Consider the following 18,171-nt stretch of genomic DNA (forward strand, 5'->3'; position numbering starts at 1 on the left):
GCAAGATTACAAATCTGCTAAAGCGTCGTTAATTACTTTAGCTTGAGCAACTTTATGTGAGTCCATGTCACCTTCTGAAGTAGAAGACATTTCTGGACGTCCAACATAACGTACTTTTTTGCCTTCAGCTAATTCAAATAAGTATTCTAAGGCAAATTTCCAAGGACCTTGGTTTCTAGGTTCCTCTTGTACCCAAACAATTTCTTTCGCGTTAGGGTATCTCGCAATGATTTCAGAAAGTTTTTCCATCGGGAATGGATATAATTGTTCAATGCGAAGGATGTGAAGTTTTTCGAATCCTTCACCGTCTTTAATTGCTTCTGCTAAGTCAATTGTCACTTTACCAGAAGCTAAAATAATGCGTTCCACTTTTTTAGGATTTTGTCCGAGTCCTGGTTGTTCAATGACTTCCTCGAATTTTCCTTCAGATAATTGCTCTAATGTAGCTGCAGCTAATGGATGACGCAATAATGATTTTGGTGTTGCAACTACTAATGGACGCACTCCTTCAGTTCCAAGCATTTTCGCTTGTCGACGTAATAAGTGGAAGTAGTTTCCGGCATTTGAACAGTTTGCAACAATCCAGTTATTTTCAGCACATAATTGCAAGTAACGTTCAATGCGTGCTGCAGAGTGTTCTGGACCCTGTCCTTCCATACCATTTGGTAATAAAAGAACTAATCCAGATTTAAGACCCCATTTAGAACGAGCAGCTGTAATGAAGTTATCAAACATTACTTGAGCCATATTTGCGAAGTCCCCGAATTGTGCTTCCCAAATTGTTAATGCTTTCTCATTTTCCAGGTTATAACCATATTCATAACCCACGATTGCCGCTTCTGTTAATGGAGAATTGAATACACTAAAGGAAGCTTTAGCTCCTGAAATATTGTGTAATGGCGTCCATTCAGAACCGTTATTTTTATCATGTAGTACTAAATGACGTTGCGAGAAAGTACCACGTTGAGCATCTTGCCCAGTCAGACGAATTGGGTTTCCTTCACGTAAAATTGATGCAAACGCTAATGTTTCTGCATGACCCCAGTCAATTTTACCTGTTTCTAGCGCTTCAACACGTCTTTTTAGAATTCTTGCCAATTTGTTTTGAGGCTCAAAGTTTTCAGGCCATGCTAACAGTTCTTCGTTAATTTGTTTTAATTCCTCAGCAGAAACACCTGTTTCTAATTGTGGATAAGGTTGTTTCACCTCTTCAAGAATTTCCACTTCGAGATGATGACCCTTTTCTTCGCCTACTGCTTTAACATGATCGTAACTTTTTTGCATTTCGCCATAAATTTCTTGGTTTAGCTGTTCTACGAATTCTTTTGTTACAATACCTTCATTTACAACTCGTTCACCATAAAGTTCACGAACTGTAGGATGTTTATCAACAATTAAGTATGTTTTTGGATTTGTTACAGTCGGATCATCAGTTTCATTGTGTCCAAATCTGCGGTAACCAATTAAGTCAATTAAAATATCTTTACCGAACATTTGACGATATTCAAAAGCAAATTTTGCTACTTGAATTACTGCTTCAGGATCATCTGCATTCACGTGCACTATAGGAATACCGTACCCTTTTGCTACGTCTGATGAATAGTGTGTTGAGCGAGAATCGTAATATTCTGTTGTAAATCCAATCATGTTATTGGAGATGATGTGGATGGATCCGCCAGTAGAGAATCCTTTTGTTCCAGCATAGTTAAATGTTTCTTGTACGATTCCTTCACCGCTAAATGCTGCATCTCCATGAACAAGAACCGCTAGTGCTTTTGATGTATCTTGCACTGGTTCTCCAGGATTAGATGTATCTTCTTGTGCTGCTCTCGTTGAACCAGTTACAACAGGGCTAACTACTTCTAAGTGTGAAGGGTTATATGCAAGTTTTACCGTTAATCCAGATGGTTTGTGATAAGTTGCACCCATGTGATATTTCACATCACCAGTCCAACCTTTTGTAATTTCAATTGAACCATCTTCAGGGAAGAAGTAATCGTTTGGAACGTGTGCGAAATCTGCAAACATCATAGCGTATGGCTTGTTTACGATGTGTGTTAATACATTTAAACGTCCGCGGTGTGCCATACCGATTTGTAAAAATTTCATTTGATCTTTTTCTGCGGATTTTACGATTTCATCAATTAAAACTACTAATGTATCTAAACCTTCAATAGAGAATCTTTTTTGACCAACGAATGTTTTATGAATGAATTTTTCAAAGTTTTCAACGCGAGTAAGTTTTTCTAATACGGCTTTTTTCTCATCTGCAGATAGTTTTTGTTTGAAGAATCCTGATTCAATTTTTGATTGAATCCAATTTCTTTCGGATTGATCTTCTACATGTGCATATTCGAATCCGATTTTTTCAGTGTAAAGTGAACGTAAATAATCAATCGCTTGTTTACCGTTGGAAACGTTTGCAGGGACATTATTTAAGAATAGTGAAGCAGGTAATTCAGCTAAATCTGCATCCGTTAATCCGTATGCTTGAGGCTCAATTTTTGAAAAATCTAATGGACGGTCTTTCAGTGGGTATACGTCCGCTCCATAATGCCCAAAAGCTCGTATTGCATCTGCTAATTTTACAGCTGCCAATACTTTGTTAAAATCTCCTGTTTGAGCCACTTGCGCACCACTTGAAGTTTCTTCTAGTACTGGAGCACCAAATTGTTGGAATAATGAAGCCAATTCCGAATCAACTTCGTCAGGGTTTTGTAAGAACAGTTCATATTGTTCCATTACATACCCTAAGTTCGGTCCAGAAAATACTGACCAAGGAGATCCAGTTGTAATTACATTGTTCGACATGAGAAAAACCTCCAAATTTTGCTAATAGCAATTACATTTTAAATAGAAAGTATAAAAATCATTCTTCTATTAATATAAATTTATATAACAATTTGAGAAGAACCTTTTTTCCATTTCAATCTTACTACTCTTCATAAAAAATACAACTATTTTTCACAAATTTAGATGAAATTTTTTGAATGGAATTAAAAAAATGTTTTAAGTAGGTAAACGTAATGTAAAAGTTGTGCCCTTTCCTACTGAACTCGATACATCCATTTCAACTTGATACTTGTTTGCCAACATTTTTGAGATGCTTAAACCTAGTCCAGTTCCACCTCCATTACTCCGCGAACGATCCACGCGATAAAATCGATCAAATATAAAAGGTAAATGTTCTCTTGAAATGCCGATACCATTATCTTGTATCGTCATAAAAATATTTTCTGTAAAATAATGAACATGTATTTGGATAATGGGTATATTTTCGTTATATCGAATTCCATTTTCGATAATGTTTCTTACAATTTGTGCAAACGCATTCTCTGATATTTGTGCCATCCTTTTTTCGCCATCGAACACCACATTCATTTTAGCATTTGAATAAACAACTTCAAGTTCTTCAATTACGGTATTTAAAACTTTTTCTATATCACAGGAAGCTTCTTCTTTTCCTTCATTTCGAGCCAAACTTAATAATTCCTCAATCATTTTCTTCATGCGTTGAACTTCATCTATTGCCAAATCCAGCGATTCTTCCAACACTTGTGGATCATCCTTACCCCATCGCTTAATTAAAGACAGGTGTCCTTCAATCGCTTGAATGGGTGTGCGAAGTTCATGAGATGCATCTGAAACAAATTGTTGTTGCCGCATAAAAGTTACTTCCAATTCATTCATCATGGAGCGATAAATTTTTAGTAAATCACCAATCTCATCATCATGATGATAAGTAAAATGAATATTTTCTTGAAAACCTTTTTCTTTTACTCGAGTCATGGAATTCCGCAAATCTTTTAATGGCTTCATTATTATATGAACCAAATAATGACTCATAGTTACTGCAATGAACAATGCACCGATTCCTGCTATTATCAAAACCGTCAACACATAACGCATCATGGAGTGAAACGTGTCAAGCGGGTGTATTAATTGAATAATTCCTTGAAAAAATCCGATTTGAACTAAACGATTCACAACAATGACTTCTTTATGATCTAGCGATAGTTTCTCAACGACAGTTTTCTGTATTTCATCAATCGGATAATTGATGTTTGCACTAGGCGAGTAATCATTAATCCTCAAAACTTCATAACCATCCATATTATATAGACGAACCGTTTGATTTTGATGAACAATTGACTTCAATAACCCTGTATTGTCTTTCAATTCATTGATTGAAATCGATTGGCCTTGGGTATGAAAAAAATCCGTTAAATCATCAACAGTTCGGACTGCATTTAATTCCTCTTGATGGATGAGCCAAGTATAGAGTGCAAAATAGATGATGATACAAATCGTCGCATAACTAAAAAATATGACTAGTGAAGTAGATAACGTCCATTTTTGTTTTAATGTTAGTTGGAACATTGATTGTTTAATTTTTTTCATTCTCTCACCACATACCCAACGCCACGAATTGTTTCAATATACGGTTCTTTTTCTGTCTGTAATTTTGAGCGTAGATGGCGAATATAAACATCTACTACGTTTGTTTCCACTTCCATATTATGTCCCCATACTTTATCTAATATTAACTCTCGAGTACATACTCGGTTTTTGTTTTCACACAACAATTTCAATAAATCATACTCAGTTTTGGTTAAATCTAATTTTTTCCCTTCAAACATTACTTTATAGGATGCGGTATCAATTTCAAGGTCTCTTACTTTAATGACTTTTCGTTGTTGTTCACCCCAATTGGCTCTTCTTAAAACAGAGCGAATTCGAGCTAATAATTCTTCAATCGCAAAAGGCTTAACAATGTAATCATCCGCACCGGCATCCAATCCTGATACTCTGTCCGTAACCGCATCACGAGCCGTTAATAAAATAATCGGCACATCGGAATTTGCACGAATTCGCCGACAAACTTCAACACCATTGAGACTAGGTAACATCACATCAAGCAATATGCAGTCGAAAGGTTCATTTAGCGCTTTTTGTAAGCCTTCTCTGCCATCACTGCATGTTGTCACATCAAAATGTTCATGAATAAGTTCCAATTCAATAAATCGGGCTATACTTTTTTCATCTTCCACTAACAATATTTTTTTCATTTTAATCACCTTTCATAAAGGTATAAATTTATAAAAAATGGTTATATTACCAAATACAAGACACCCCTAACACTTTTTTCACAAAGAATATATCCTTAAACTTTGAAAGCCACAATTTAAGTTTACCTTAAATTGTGGCTCTTTTTTAATGAATTGGATCGAATTTTCCTCATAATCTGTAATCGCCCTACGATTGAAAAAGTTATTTCATCCTTGTAACTTTTTTCCCTAATCTGCATATTTTACGTTTATGCCCTATATCGATACAAATTTCGATAAATTTACCTAGTTTTAGAGTTATTCAATCTAGGTATTATATAAATAAAACATCTATAGTTTTCAATTTTGAGAGATGTTATGCTAAATGAATCTATTTTAACCATTAACAATTTCATTTATTGAAACATCGATGGTTTTTTTATAAAATATTTCTTATTACGTTCACAAACTTTACACAGAAAATACTGGTTTTTTTCAAACAAAATCTTGTAAGAACGATTATATTTATTATAAGATATACTGGTCAAAATTTTTTTAGAATATTAGAACGGGAAAACTATGGATGCATGTCTATAGTTTATAACGTCTAAACTTTTAGGTTTTTGGTGTCGTTGCTCTTCGTGTTATTGGAAATTTTTTGCAACTATCCTAAAAAGGAGGCGTTTACATGCTGAAACATCGAGATTTATTAGAAACTAATGAATTGTATCAATTACTCATACACCCGTCGGTTTTCCCGTATGTTCGTCATAAAGCGACGAGCCCAGAGGAATATCTATTTATGACTAAACAAATTATTGAAGAAGAGGCTTTAGGCAAAACGATATCAAGAACGATTCTTGATGAATGGGGTCAACCCATTGGAACAATAAGTTTGTATGATATTGAAGATGGCGCTGGATTTTTAGGCACTTGGATTGGCGCCCCATTCCAAGGAAAAGGATACAATCAGATAGCAAAAAAAGAATTCTTATCCGAAATATTTTTCAAATATAATTTCCATACCGTTTTTTTAAGAATTCGGAAAGAAAATGAAAAATCGAAACGTGCCTCCTTAAAGTTGCAATATGTAATTTCCGCTAATGAATTACATCCAACTTTATATGAGGAAATTAATGCTGGCGAAGCAAAATATGATTTATATAAAATTCCAAAAGATTTATTTTATTTAGTAACGGCTCATGAGCAAGAAGACACGGAAGAACAAGTAATTTAATAAATGAAATCAACACCAAATCTCAAAAAGGAGATTTGGTGTTTTTAGTGCGCCTGGCATGGGTGTAATCTATAGGGTGTAAGTCCCGAACTGTGAAGGCAGAAGTAACAGTTAGCTTAACGCAAGGGTGTCCGTGGTGACGCGGAATCTGAAGGAAGCGAGCGGCAAACTTCCGGTCTGAGGAACACGAACTTCATATAAGGCTAGGTATCATTGGATGAGTTTGCTAAACAAAACAAAGTCCTTTCTGCCAAAGGTGGTACAGAGTAAATGAAGCAGATAGATGGAAGGAAAGATTACATTCTTACCCGGGGAGGTCTGGCGGATATGTGAAGTACGCTTCATAACCTACTTAGTGATAAGTAGCTGAACCGTCAGAAGTCAGCAGAGGTCATAGTATTAGTTGGTTTAGAACTACTAAGAAGGACCGAACAATTAAGAGAGAATAGCCCTTGGCATTCAGTGAGTCATGATGAACACAGAAAACGTAGTACCTCACTTGAGGAAGGAAGCGGTGAATCCCGTGGGAGACCTCTTGGAGGGTGGAGTGACCACTGGCATAAAGAGAACAGCTATTCACGGAAGTTATAAAGACTTGCGTCAATCATCTTAATTGAACCGCCGTATACGGAACCGTACGTACGGTGGTGTGAGAGGACGGGAGTTAATCGCTCCCTCCTACTCGATTTTATTTTTCATATTTTAAAATTAAATTTACCATTTCTTTCGGAGTTTTCGGTCTTTCCGCTTTCGCCATCGCTTCTAAAATGGATTCTTTATTTTGAATTAATGTTTGAAGGGATTCCAAAAATGTTTGCTTCGTTAAATTTTCTTCTTCCAATACTTCCGCAAAACCTTGATTTTTAAATAATTTTGCATTTAAAATTTGATCGCCTCGGCTTTTTGCGGATGATAACGGAATAAGTAACATTGGTTTTTTCAGTGCTAAAAATTCAAAGATGGAATTTGAACCTGCACGCGATACAACGAAATCTGCCGCGTTAATTAAATCTGGTAATTCCGATGTCACGTATTCGAACTGCTTATATCCTTTTAATTCTAATAAGGATGAATCAACATTCCCTTTACCACAAAGGTGAATGACGTTGTAGTCCTTTAAAAGCTCTGGTAGATTGCTTCGGATTGCGTCATTTAACACGACGGAACCTAAACTACCACCCATAACAAGCAACACCGGCTTTTTGATTTCAAATTGACAAAGTTTTAATCCCCTCATTTTGCTTCCTTTAAACAACTGTTCCCGAACAACAGAACCGGTACATGTTGCTTTATTCGCAGGTATATATTTTAATGTTTCCTTAAAAACCGTAAAAATATGAGAAGCAAAAGGTTGAGCTAATTTATTTGCAAGACCTGGCGTCACATCCGATTCATGAATGACTACTGGAATATTCAACAATTTTGCTGCAATCACAACTGGTACGGAAACGAATCCACCTTTAGAAAAAACAATGGAAGGTTTCACTTTTTTTATAATCGAAAACGCTTGACCGATTCCCGCTAAAACTTTAAAAGGATCTGTGAAGTTTTTTAATGAAAAATATCTTCTTAATTTACCACTTGAAATGCTATGGTAAGGAACTTCAGGAAAACTATCAGTAATTAATTCCTTTTCAATACCATGATGTGAACCGATGTAATGAACTGTGTATCCCTCCGCTTGAAGAGAAGGAATGATTGCCTCATTTAACGAGACGTGACCAGCAGTTCCCCCACCAGTTAAAACGATTGTTTTTTCGCTCACAAAAATTCTCCTATTCTCATGAAACTACGTTATGTTCAAACTTCTTGTTTACATTATGCTTCATTAAAGCAGTACATGAAGCCACCAACACTGATTTTATCATAAAACACGATAGAAACAACGGAATTTCACATTTGGATAAAATGATGCTTCTGTTATGGAGAGTTAGGCACTTTCAGTAGTTTATTAGCTAATCCCAATAAATGAAGCGTTACTCTATGTGATATTGGTCATTCTTGGGTACATATTGGCCAATTCCGACAATATATTGACCAATCCCTCACATTTATTAGCCAATCCACATAAATGAAGCTTTCACCCATGCGATAAATTCTCCTGTACTTATTTCTTAAAACTTTTCCATACGAAAAAAGCTCAAAAAATCATCCATCAATTAGATGGATGATTTTCACTCGTTTTCGTTACATTTGGATAAATTGTTGTGTCCAGTAGTATCCATTTTCAACGAAACCTACACCAATATGTGTGTAATTGGCATTTAAAATGTTTGCTCTATGGCCTGGAGAATTCATCCAAGCATTAACTACCTGTTCAGGAGTTCTTTGACCTTGAGCAATATTTTCACCTGCAGCACGATATTGAATGCCTGCCGCGCGCATTTGATCAAATGGGCTACCGTATGTTGGGCTTGTGTGAGAGAAATACCCTAAATTCGCCATATCTTGAGATTTTTCCTTGGCTACTGCCATCAATGGCGCATACATCGTAAGCGGTTTTAAACCTGCTTTTGCCCGTTCGGCATTCGTTAACTCCACTACTTGACGTTCAAATTCAGATACTTGGTTAGTAGGTTGAGAGATTGTTGGTTCTTCTTTTACCTCTGGTGTTTGAACCGGTTGACTAGGAGTTGTTGGCGCTGGTGTGACAGTTTTTTCACCATTAAAGTTTGATTGATATTCTTTTAGATATTGATCCAATATTTGTTTTAACTGTTCGTTATTTAACCCTTTATTTGAAGGTGTTTCTACATTTTCCTCTACTGGAGTTGAAGGATTATGTTGTTCCTTTTGACTTGGAGGATTTACACCTTCATTTTGTGTAGGCACTGTTGGTTTTGTTTCATTTACTACCGGCTTTTCTTGTTTTTCAGATTGATTAGGTTGTTTCGTTGCTTTATGCAACTGTGAAATAATTTTTTCTGCTGTATTTTTCGCCAGTTGAATTGTTTCTGGCACATTTTTTAATGGCACTTCTGTGAACGCTAATTCTTCAATTGTTTTAACAATGATGCCATTTTTATTTTCAAATTTAATTACTTGAACGTTTCGGAATACATGTCCAGATTTTCCGTCTCCTAAATCAGCTGCACTTACTTGAGGTATAACCGTTGCAAATAAAAATAATGCGCAAAAAGTAATGAACCATTTTTTCATTATCGTTCTCCCCTTTCTGTCCTCTATCATAAAGGAGAAAATTTGAAAAAAATGGTCCATTTGTTGGTAGAAAAACCAAATAATTTTCGAATCAAAGATATAAAGAGTTTTCAGAAAAATAAATATACAGCATTTTACAGCAATAAAATATATTTCTAACAAAAATCTATTGACAAATAGAAAGAATGATAGAAATAAGTCATTTTTATTACGAATTTTACATCTTTAACTATTCTTTCTTTTCACCAATCACTGATATAGATTGTACATCTTCGCCAATCATCACAATTTTTGGTGGCATATTCATATATTCTGGCATCCATTGAACTAAACCATATGCATATTGGAATAACATCGGATATTGCATTCCTTCAATGGGTACATAACCTTTTATACGATAAACTGTCGGCGGAAGTCCCCTTACCCATTCTTCAAATTCTTCTTGAGTAAAGCCTTTGTGAAATCCAATCACTCGAGAACTTAAATGCAAATGTCTGCCGATTTGAGCCGGTTCTATTTCTTTTTTTAATGCTGTAGCTTGCAGGTTTTTCAGTAATTTCAAAGGAACTCGTCCATTTGTTGTTTGCAATATAAACGCATTGGGATTAAGTCCTTGCAATTCAAACACAACGTTTGCTTTTTCCGCTTCTGTTAATAAATCGCTCTTATTGGCAAGAATCAAATGAGCATGGCGAATTTGTTCCAAAAAGAGGCTTCTTGCTTGTGGAGTGAGCTGTTCACGCTCTAACCATCGTTTACTGTCTGCTACCGTGACAATCCCCTTAATATTTAAGAGTTCAGCAAATAACGGAGAATATACGGCATCCAACGCTTCTACAGGATGTGCAGCTCCCGTTGTCTCAATAATCAGCACATCAAAATCTGCTTCGTAAAGCAATGTTTGAATTTGAGCTTCCGTTTTCTCTCCACCAGTACAACAAATACAACTGTCAAGTATTTCCTTTAACGGAACTTCATCATCCACTGCTTGAGAATCAAAAGGGATTTCCCCAAGTTCATTCATAATAACGGCTGGTTTATAGCCTTCTTCTTTCAATTGGCGTAAAACGTCCACCAACATGGAAGTTTTACCGCTTCCTAAAAATCCGCTAAATAAATATACGTCTTTCACGTGATATTCCTCCATTCATAAGAGAAGAGCTGTCATTCAATGTTAAGAATGCAGCTCTTTTCATTGTAACCATTATTGAACTTGTAGCAATTCTTTTGCTTTTAAAATGTGTGGATCTTCTTTTTCAATTTTTTCACGTAATGCATCCATTAATTCGTACGTTGTATCTCCTGAAATTTTACCTGTACGTTCTAGCCCTTTGTCCTTTTGGAACTGAAGTACTGCCGCTTCTGTTGCAGCATCAAAAGTAGTGTCGATAGTTCCAACGCTATATCCAAGGGCATCAAGCATTTGTTCCGCCGCTTTTACATAATTCGATACAACGCCTTTTTGTAATTCATTTTTAGGATCGACATAAGCAATACTCATATATTCAGGATAAGGCACTTCTACATCTGGTTTGATTCCTTTTTCATGAATCCAGTTCCCTTTTGGCGTTAACCATTTGCCCGTCGTATATTTTAAATTTGAACCATCTGGCATTTCAGTCACCGTTTGAACAGTCCCTTTTCCAAAAGAATTCAAACCAACAATTTTAGCATTAGCTGATTCTTTTAAAGCTCCTGCTAGTATCTCAGAAGCAGAAGCACTTCCGTTATCTATTAACACCACAATTGGAAATTTATATTTTTTTCCGCCTTCACTTAACACAACTTCTGGCTCACCTTTGCGCCCTTGTAATTGGACAATCGGTTTACCTTCTTCAATAAATAAGTTTGAAATTTCAATCGCAGCGTTTAAATATCCACCAGGATTTTGTCTTACATCTAATATGATGCTCTTCATACCTTCTGCTTCAAATTGTTCAAGAATCTTCAGTAATTCTTCATAAGTCTTATCACTGAAAGAAGTAATTTGAATATGAGCTATTTTGTCCTCTCCCATTTCACCATAAACCGTTTCAATCGGTATTTCATCGCGAATAATTGTCATTTCAATTAATTCATCGGATTCTCCCCGCTTGATTGTTAAGTTGACAGGAGTTCCTTTTTGGCCGCGAATTAAGAGCACTGCTTCAGTAGCACTCATTCCTTGTAAACTTTGTCCATCTACAGATAATATAATATCTTCAGGTAATAGCCCTGCTTTTTCAGCTGGTGAATTTTTTATGGGCGAAACAACAACAATATTTCCATTTCGTTCTTGAATTTCTGCACCGATTCCTTGAAAACTCGATGAAAGATCAGAATTAAATTGTTCTGCTTCTTCTTTTTCCATGTAATCAGAATATGGATCGTCTAGTGCGTCAAACATACCATTAATGGCACCGTGAATAATTTTTTCATCATCTATTTCCGTATAATATTTTTCTTTTAGTTCATCATAGGCATCGTATAGCTGTGAAAATTCTTCTCTTTCAACTGGAACCGCTACTTCTACAACTTTTTCATCTCCAAAAGTTAATGCAAATATCGTTAATACTGATGTGAAAAGAATTGTTAAAAACATCATCATAATAAAAGTAAATGGTTTTAACCGAATAAATCTCGTAGCTGGTTTGACTTGTTCTTGTTGTATTTCTTTCTCTTGTTGATTTTGTTCTTCCATAGTTTCACCACTCTCATATACACTTTCTTTTACGATATTTCCATATTAACAGTTTCAAGCTTTTCCGAAAAGAAAAAGACTGTCAATATTTAATGACAGTCAACATATTTTTAGTTTCATTGAATTTATATGTGACAGCAATATCCAATATTTAAATTCTATATCAAAATGTTAATAAATATTTTTTAGATGGCTGATTCATTTTCTATTGCAGCTTCTAACGCCACTTGAATCATATCATTAAACGTTGTTTGCCTTTCTTCTGCAGTCGTAATTTCGCCTGTCAAAATATGATCTGAAACTGTCAATACGGAAAGGGCTTGTCTTCCGTACTTAGCAGCTAATGTGTAAAGGGCTGCTGTCTCCATTTCCACTGCTAAAACCCCATAACGCGCTAACTTTTCATTTTGATTTTCATCTGAATAAAACATATCAGCTGTAAAAACATTACCAACTTTCAAATTCAAACCAGCTTTCAATCCAGCGTTATAAGCTTTTAATAGCAAATCAAAATTAGCTGTAGGCGCAAAGTCAATTCCATTAAAAATAATTTCATTCATTTTGGAATCTGTGGAAGCGGATTGGGCTAAAATCACATCCCGCACTTTTACATCTTTTTGCAGAGCGCCACAAGTACCAACGCGAATTAATTTTTTTACTCCATAATCTTGCATTAATTCCGTAATATAAATAGAAATGGACGGAACCCCCATTCCCGTTCCTTGCACAGAAATTCTGTGACCTTTATACGTTCCTGTAAATCCAAACATGTTGCGCACTTCATTATAGCATGTCGCGTTTTCTAAAAATTTTTCTGCAATATATTTTGCTCGTAACGGATCTCCAGGAAGTAAGACAATATCTGCAATTTCTCCAGGTTTCGCATTAATATGAATACTCAATGGCTTCCCCTCATTTCAATGATTTCAAACTAAAATATACTTATTTTTCAAAAATTATGCAATGAATAATTTGTTACTCATTCACCATCATTTTTCATGCGATAAATTTCCCATAGTTCGTCAAAAGCATTCGTGGATAAATCATCATCTGCTAATGTTTCAATGTAACTGGACAGCTCTTCAAAAGAACGGCTAATTTTGGGAAAACTGTGATCTTGAAACATTTTCTCAGCAAACCGAGTTTTTGGATCCGATAGATCTCCTCCACGATAAGAAAGGACAAATTGATAAAAACTTTGACTCATTCAGTACCTCCCGCCTATCTAGTTAAATTTATGTAGGACTTTTTAACATTTTATAGTAGAATAGATTTGAAGATAGCAATACATGGAAACAGCATTTTTTAAAGGGGATGTTTACAAAAATGACCGTAAAAGTACAGAAAATGAATAATCAATCCACAAAAAAAGTTCAAGCAAAAGGGAAAAAACACCAAACGAAAAGTCCTACGAAAGGCCGTTTCTATCACACAATTCGTGGTCGAATTGTACTGACCTATGCAATACTCATTACAATTATCGTTATCATGCTTATTCTATCCTATATTAACATAACTAGACTACAACAAAACTTAAATCATTTTGCAGAAGTAAACTTAAAGGAACAAAGGGAAATCAATCAATTAGCAAATGACATTGCGAATTTGACGATTTTTGAACAAGCGTTTCTCATTTACGGGGATGAAGGAAACTTAAATAAATATAATACAACAAAGCAATTAATTGAAAATCAACTCAACGAACTTAGCAAAAACTTTGAACATCGCCCGGAAGAATTCCAGCTTGTCAGTTACATTCAACAATTTTTTCGCTCATATTTGTACGCATCTACAGGAATTATTGAAACAAGACAATATTACAGTTATGAACAAGCCGTTCGTTTAATGGAAAGAAGTGAAGGACCTGCCATTAAAAATAATATCGAAAAACATGCTGATGAGTTGTTGCATTTATTAGAAGACAAAAACGAAAAAACGATCAAAGAAATCGAAAAATTTGCAAAATTCTCGCGCATCGCCTTCATCTGTCTATCATCATTTTCATTGTTTATCGCTGTTTTCTTTAGTTATCTGTTATTCCGTTCTATTCGAATCAATACAGCGAAAATTAATCATTCCATTCTTGATATCGCCCATGCTGGAGGAGATTTAACGAGACGGGTGAAAGTAGCGACAAAAGATGAATTTGCTGAAATTGCCCACTCCACAAACTTGTTAATCGAATCAATTTCAAAATTAGTAAAAAAAGTGGCCAGCTTAGCTGAGCATGTTTCATCTAGTTCTCAAGAATTAATGGCATTAGCAGAAGAAAATGCAAAATCAATTGATGAAATTGCAAGTTCTACCCATGATATTGCAAATGATTCCAGCTCGACAATCGAACGAATGAATGAAGCTGCATTAAAAATGAAAGCACTTGAACAGTCAATGGTTGAATTAAATGATGAAGCATATGAAGTTCAAAAAGCAGCAAAAGAAATGCAATCAGCTGCTCAAAACGGCAGCCAATCAGTAAAAGATTCGACAAATGTCATTCATTTCATTGAAGACACGATGAAAAACACTACTTCAACAGTTGAAGCCCTAGGACAAAAATCAAAAGATATCACATCCATCATCTCAACGATAACAGCTATTGCAGAACAAACAGATTTGCTTGCTTTAAATGCAGCAATTGAAGCTGCTCGTGCTGGAGAACATGGAAAAGGTTTTGCAGTAGTAAGTAATGAAGTGAAGAAACTCGCCATCCAATCGCAAGAAGCAGCAAAAGAAGTGGCAAAAATTGTTCATTCTATTCAAGATGAAATTAATACGATTGTCATGCAAAATGCAAAAGGCGTAGAATCCATTTCTCGCGGTGTGGAAGTAACGAATGAAACAAATGAAGTATTAAATGGCATCCTATCTCAAACAAATAAGACAACAAATATTATTATTTCGATGGTTGAAAAGATTAGTTCTACTTTAAAAATTGTCAATGACTTGACAACATCTTTCCAAGAAGTCAATGCTCTCAGTCAAAACACAAGTATTGCAACGGAAAAATCAGCCCAAGCAGCCATGCAAGGGTCTGCTGCGATGGAAGAAATCAATGCTAGCGCGGTAGAGCTTGCAAAACAGGCTGATGATTTAAGAAATCTAGTTAGCGAGTTCAAAATATAAAATGGACTTTTAACAAAAATAAAAAAATTCGCTATTTACCATGTAGATAGCGAATTTTTTTTATTTTTGGTTAGACTTTTCATAGATAGAAATCATGTAGGAGATGAAAATGTGAACAATACATTTAAAATCAGTATTTTGCACGTTATTTTTATATGTTTAACCTCTATCGGCTTAAAAAATCATGTAACGATTCTTTCGCCAATTTTAGAAACCGCTAAACGCGATGGATGGATATCTGTCATTCTTACGAGTATTACGTTATTTCCATGGTTACTATGGATTCTATATATACAAAAGAAATCACAACTAAAACCCATAAAAGTATGGCTTGCTGAAAAATTAGGTCAAAAAACATCGAAAATCATACTGTATATTTTCATTATTTTCTTATATTCCCTTGCTGCATTTACTTTAAGAGAAACGATTCTTTGGATGTCCTCAACCTTTTTAGAAAACACACCCATTCCATTATTAATACTTTTATATATCATTGTATGTTTCTTATTAATTTCTACTAATATTCAAACGATTGTGAGTGTCAATACAATTATTTTATTTTTTGTGATTATCTTTGGCTTTTACGCATCATTTACTGTTTATGGCAAACTAAAAATGTAACGTTTGGCAATTAATTTATGCAGGTCCTATAAAACAAAAAACCACTTGCCAACATTCCCCAAATACACTACCCTCCTAGTTGATCACTATTGGGGAATCTTGGATTACAGAACAAGGAAATGATTCTTCTTTCCAAATTGAAGGAGTAGCACTTGTTACTCCTAGTGAATTTCACGGCTATTTAATAAAAGAAGAAGCAAATGGATTGCAATGGATATCAAAGGAAACCATCGCAAGTAATATTACAACCAATCTGAAAGGAAGCAACATCACATTTACGAATCGAAATCATAAAGTAAAAATTACGCCAATAGTAAACGGAAATAACGTAAGATTTCAAATCGATATTTCAGTGAATTCAATCATGAGCAGCTTTAATGTAAATACTACGGAGAAAGAATTAAGAGAATCTGTTGAACAGGCAATCAAAAATGAAGTACTTCAAACGTATAAGATAGGATTAGAAAAAAATCTAGATGTGTACCGCCTTTCTGAAATCCTTTACAGAAAAAATGTTAAATTATGGAATGAACTTGAGAAAAATGGTGTCATTCCTTTAACAGAAGATTCAATTAAAGAAGTCAATGTAAAGGTTAAAAAATTAAAAGCTGGAAGAACCTTTTACAAGAACTCGCTAGACACAGAACATAACAATTAACCCTTCACTTTTCAAAGTAAACAAAATGATGATCCGTACTAGTTTATCGGATCATCATTTTTTACGAAAGCATGATCAATCTTCAAATAACTTCAAATACTCACCATAACCTTCCTCTTCTAGTTTTTCTTTTGGTATGAATCGAAGAGCCGCTGAGTTGATACAATAGCGAAGTCCACCTAACGCTCTCGGCCCATCAGGAAATACATGACCTAAATGAGAATCTGCCGTTTTGCTTCGAACTTCAATTCTGCGCATACCATGGGATAAATCCAGTTTTTCCACGATCTCATTCCCGTCGATTGGCTTTGCAAAACTTGGCCAACCACACCCTGCATCAAATTTATCTTTTGAGCTAAATAGCGGCTTGCCGGAAACGATATCAACATATATCCCCTCTTCAAAATGTTGGTCATACTCATTTTGATAAGGCGGTTCAGTCCCATTTTGTTGCGTCACATAATATTGCATTGGTGTTAACTGTTTCAATCGTTCTTCTTTATTCATTCATATCCCCCCAATGTTGTTTAATAAATTGAGCTCTACCAGAACCGATAAAATACCGTTCATAATGTTGCGGGTTTTTCTTGTAATAATCTTGATGATATTCTTCAGCTGGATAAAATGGTTTTGCTGGAAGAATTTTTACGACAATCGGTTTATCAAACTTTCCCGACTCTTCTAGACGCTTTTTAGATTGTTCTGCAATTTTTCGCTGCTCTTCATTATGATAAAAAATAGCCGTAGTATAAGACTCCCCTCGATCAAAAAATTGTCCTCCCGGATCAGTCGGATCAATTAATGTCCAATAAATCTCCACTAATTTTTCATATGGAAAAACTGCTGGATCAAAGGTAATTTGTACTGCTTCTACATGACCCGTTGTCCCGGAACAAACTTGTTGGTATGTGGGATTTACCACATGTCCCCCTGTATATCCGGAAACGACTTTTTCAATCCCTTCTAGTTGATCAAACGGCTTGACTAAACACCAAAAGCATCCTCCAGCAAATGTGGCTAGTTCCGTTGGCATTTTGTTCACTCCTATTCATTTGGAATCACGATTTCTAATAGTATTCGATTATTTTTCAAATCAATTTCTTTTGCTTTCACCCTTGCACCAGAAGAAAGCGATAAGTTTGATAAATCCACAAATATTTCTTGTGCATCAGGTCGTATAATCATCCACTCAGGAAAATCAATGGCTTCATTCATTAACTTCAATACCATTGAAGAAGGGAGATTTAAACTCCCTACATTCACTTCTGATTGAACTAAATGAATATTGCCATGTTCATTGACAACTGGTTCGAATTTCATGGAAACAGGTACAGTAATCCCAAATGCAATAATCTCACTGGAAATCTGAATGGCATCATTTATCTCTATATCCACCGGTAATGACGAATTTTTTAATTCTTGCGCTAAATATTTAATGGCCATTTTTTCAAAATCTTCCGCTGTCGTTTCAACATATAGGACACTATCTGAAGGTTTAAGAGATGTTTCTTTAGGAGAAGGGATTGCTGTTTCCACAGATGAAGTCGCCCAGTAAATTACGAATGCCAATAATAATACAATGGAACCTGATAATATAAAAAAGGCGACTTTCCAAACATTCATTCATCTGACACTCCTATTCAAT

Annotated in this window: 17 protein-coding genes; 5 read left to right on the top strand and 12 right to left on the bottom strand. The window is 35.2% G+C overall.

The window, feature by feature from the left end; all coding sequences use genetic code 11:
- Positions 1 to 6 precede the first annotated feature (6 nt).
- From NSQ18_RS00760 to NSQ18_RS00770, 3 genes are all read right to left on the bottom strand, one after another.
- Positions 7 to 2,811, bottom strand: coding sequence for a 2-oxoglutarate dehydrogenase E1 component (locus tag NSQ18_RS00760; protein ID WP_339288604.1), 2,805 nt, complete (start codon positions 2,809 to 2,811; stop codon positions 7 to 9).
- A gap of 198 nt (positions 2,812 to 3,009) precedes the next feature.
- The gene (locus NSQ18_RS00765; protein WP_016839206.1) at positions 3,010 to 4,401 is read right to left on the bottom strand and encodes a HAMP domain-containing histidine kinase; all 1,392 of its coding nucleotides are present in this window, start codon (positions 4,399 to 4,401) and stop codon (positions 3,010 to 3,012) included.
- Positions 4,398 to 5,069, bottom strand: a complete 672-nt coding sequence (locus tag NSQ18_RS00770) for a response regulator transcription factor (protein WP_016839205.1) — start codon at positions 5,067 to 5,069, stop codon at positions 4,398 to 4,400. Before NSQ18_RS00770 ends, NSQ18_RS00765 begins: the two co-directional genes overlap by 4 nt.
- Positions 5,070 to 5,736: 667 nt before the next feature.
- On the opposite strand from NSQ18_RS00770, the gene NSQ18_RS00775 reads away from it, so the two are divergent.
- Both NSQ18_RS00775 and NSQ18_RS00780 read left to right on the top strand, forming a co-directional pair.
- Positions 5,737 to 6,285 (top strand): GNAT family N-acetyltransferase, encoded by a 549-nt coding sequence (locus NSQ18_RS00775; RefSeq protein ID WP_016839204.1) that lies wholly within the window; start codon positions 5,737 to 5,739, stop codon positions 6,283 to 6,285.
- Between the two features lie 469 nt (positions 6,286 to 6,754).
- Entirely contained in the window at positions 6,755 to 6,898 is a 144-nt protein-coding gene (locus NSQ18_RS00780) for a hypothetical protein (protein ID WP_172597779.1), read from the top strand.
- A 75-nt stretch (positions 6,899 to 6,973) separates the two neighbouring features.
- On the opposite strand, the gene NSQ18_RS00785 is transcribed toward NSQ18_RS00780, so the two are convergent.
- The 6 genes from NSQ18_RS00785 to NSQ18_RS00810 form a co-directional block, all read right to left on the bottom strand.
- Positions 6,974 to 8,050 (bottom strand): undecaprenyldiphospho-muramoylpentapeptide beta-N-acetylglucosaminyltransferase, encoded by a 1,077-nt coding sequence (locus tag NSQ18_RS00785; protein WP_339288608.1) that lies wholly within the window; start codon positions 8,048 to 8,050, stop codon positions 6,974 to 6,976.
- A gap of 422 nt (positions 8,051 to 8,472) precedes the next feature.
- Positions 8,473 to 9,447 (bottom strand): CAP domain-containing protein, encoded by a 975-nt coding sequence (locus tag NSQ18_RS00790; RefSeq protein ID WP_339289557.1) that lies wholly within the window; start codon positions 9,445 to 9,447, stop codon positions 8,473 to 8,475.
- Positions 9,448 to 9,673: 226 nt separating this feature from the next.
- Complete coding sequence (locus NSQ18_RS00795; RefSeq protein ID WP_016839358.1) at positions 9,674 to 10,576, bottom strand: CobW family GTP-binding protein; 903 nt, start codon at positions 10,574 to 10,576, stop codon at positions 9,674 to 9,676.
- Between the two features lie 72 nt (positions 10,577 to 10,648).
- Positions 10,649 to 12,124: a S41 family peptidase gene (locus NSQ18_RS00800; protein WP_016839357.1), complete on the bottom strand. Its 1,476-nt coding sequence runs from the start codon at positions 12,122 to 12,124 to the stop codon at positions 10,649 to 10,651.
- A gap of 185 nt (positions 12,125 to 12,309) precedes the next feature.
- Positions 12,310 to 13,026, bottom strand: coding sequence for a purine-nucleoside phosphorylase (gene deoD, locus NSQ18_RS00805; protein ID WP_168412706.1), 717 nt, complete (start codon positions 13,024 to 13,026; stop codon positions 12,310 to 12,312).
- A 77-nt stretch (positions 13,027 to 13,103) separates the two neighbouring features.
- Positions 13,104 to 13,331, bottom strand: a complete 228-nt coding sequence (locus tag NSQ18_RS00810) for a YozE family protein (RefSeq protein ID WP_016839355.1) — start codon at positions 13,329 to 13,331, stop codon at positions 13,104 to 13,106.
- Between the two features lie 107 nt (positions 13,332 to 13,438).
- Between NSQ18_RS00810 and NSQ18_RS00815 the strand changes: the two genes are divergently transcribed.
- From NSQ18_RS00815 to NSQ18_RS00825, 3 genes are all read left to right on the top strand, one after another.
- Positions 13,439 to 15,247 carry a methyl-accepting chemotaxis protein gene (locus NSQ18_RS00815; protein ID WP_339288612.1) on the top strand — a complete coding sequence of 603 codons (1,809 nt, stop codon included), beginning with the start codon at positions 13,439 to 13,441 and terminating at the stop codon, positions 15,245 to 15,247.
- A gap of 111 nt (positions 15,248 to 15,358) precedes the next feature.
- A complete protein-coding gene (locus tag NSQ18_RS00820; protein ID WP_339288613.1) occupies positions 15,359 to 15,868 on the top strand; it encodes a GerAB/ArcD/ProY family transporter in 510 nt (169 codons plus the stop codon).
- 79 nt (positions 15,869 to 15,947) lie between these two features.
- Complete coding sequence (locus NSQ18_RS00825; RefSeq protein WP_339288615.1) at positions 15,948 to 16,526, top strand: Ger(x)C family spore germination C-terminal domain-containing protein; 579 nt, start codon at positions 15,948 to 15,950, stop codon at positions 16,524 to 16,526.
- Positions 16,527 to 16,601: 75 nt separating this feature from the next.
- Here the strand turns inward: NSQ18_RS00825 and msrB are convergent, their stop codons facing one another.
- Genes msrB through NSQ18_RS00840 form a run of 3 tightly spaced genes read right to left on the bottom strand, consistent with a single transcriptional unit; the run spans position 16,602 to position 18,149 of the window.
- Positions 16,602 to 17,033, bottom strand: coding sequence for a peptide-methionine (R)-S-oxide reductase MsrB (gene msrB, locus NSQ18_RS00830; protein ID WP_339288616.1), 432 nt, complete (start codon positions 17,031 to 17,033; stop codon positions 16,602 to 16,604).
- Positions 17,026 to 17,559 carry a peptide-methionine (S)-S-oxide reductase MsrA gene (msrA, locus tag NSQ18_RS00835; RefSeq protein ID WP_016839349.1) on the bottom strand — a complete coding sequence of 178 codons (534 nt, stop codon included), beginning with the start codon at positions 17,557 to 17,559 and terminating at the stop codon, positions 17,026 to 17,028. The genes msrB and msrA overlap by 8 nt, the downstream gene beginning before the upstream one ends.
- 11 nt (positions 17,560 to 17,570) lie before the next feature.
- On the bottom strand, positions 17,571 to 18,149 hold the full coding sequence (locus NSQ18_RS00840) for a YpmS family protein (protein ID WP_016839348.1): 579 nt from the start codon (positions 18,147 to 18,149) through the stop codon (positions 17,571 to 17,573).
- Positions 18,150 to 18,171 lie beyond the last annotated feature (22 nt).

The organism is Ureibacillus sp. FSL K6-0786 (assembly GCF_037965165.1).
Taxonomy (GTDB): Bacteria; Bacillota; Bacilli; order Bacillales_A; family Planococcaceae; genus Ureibacillus; species Ureibacillus thermosphaericus.

Coding starts and splice junctions, on each gene's coding strand:
- NSQ18_RS00765 (WP_016839206.1), bottom strand. CDS start 4,401: ATGAAAAAAATTAAACAATCAATGTTCCAACTAACATTAAAACAAAAA.
- NSQ18_RS00760 (WP_339288604.1), bottom strand. CDS start 2,811: ATGTCGAACAATGTAATTACAACTGGATCTCCTTGGTCAGTATTTTCT.
- NSQ18_RS00810 (WP_016839355.1), bottom strand. CDS start 13,331: ATGAGTCAAAGTTTTTATCAATTTGTCCTTTCTTATCGTGGAGGAGAT.
- NSQ18_RS00780 (WP_172597779.1), top strand. CDS start 6,755: ATGATGAACACAGAAAACGTAGTACCTCACTTGAGGAAGGAAGCGGTG.
- NSQ18_RS00800 (WP_016839357.1), bottom strand. CDS start 12,124: ATGGAAGAACAAAATCAACAAGAGAAAGAAATACAACAAGAACAAGTC.
- NSQ18_RS00770 (WP_016839205.1), bottom strand. CDS start 5,069: ATGAAAAAAATATTGTTAGTGGAAGATGAAAAAAGTATAGCCCGATTT.
- msrB (WP_339288616.1), bottom strand. CDS start 17,033: ATGAATAAAGAAGAACGATTGAAACAGTTAACACCAATGCAATATTAT.
- msrA (WP_016839349.1), bottom strand. CDS start 17,559: ATGCCAACGGAACTAGCCACATTTGCTGGAGGATGCTTTTGGTGTTTA.
- NSQ18_RS00775 (WP_016839204.1), top strand. CDS start 5,737: ATGCTGAAACATCGAGATTTATTAGAAACTAATGAATTGTATCAATTA.
- NSQ18_RS00815 (WP_339288612.1), top strand. CDS start 13,439: ATGTTTACAAAAATGACCGTAAAAGTACAGAAAATGAATAATCAATCC.
- NSQ18_RS00840 (WP_016839348.1), bottom strand. CDS start 18,149: ATGAATGTTTGGAAAGTCGCCTTTTTTATATTATCAGGTTCCATTGTA.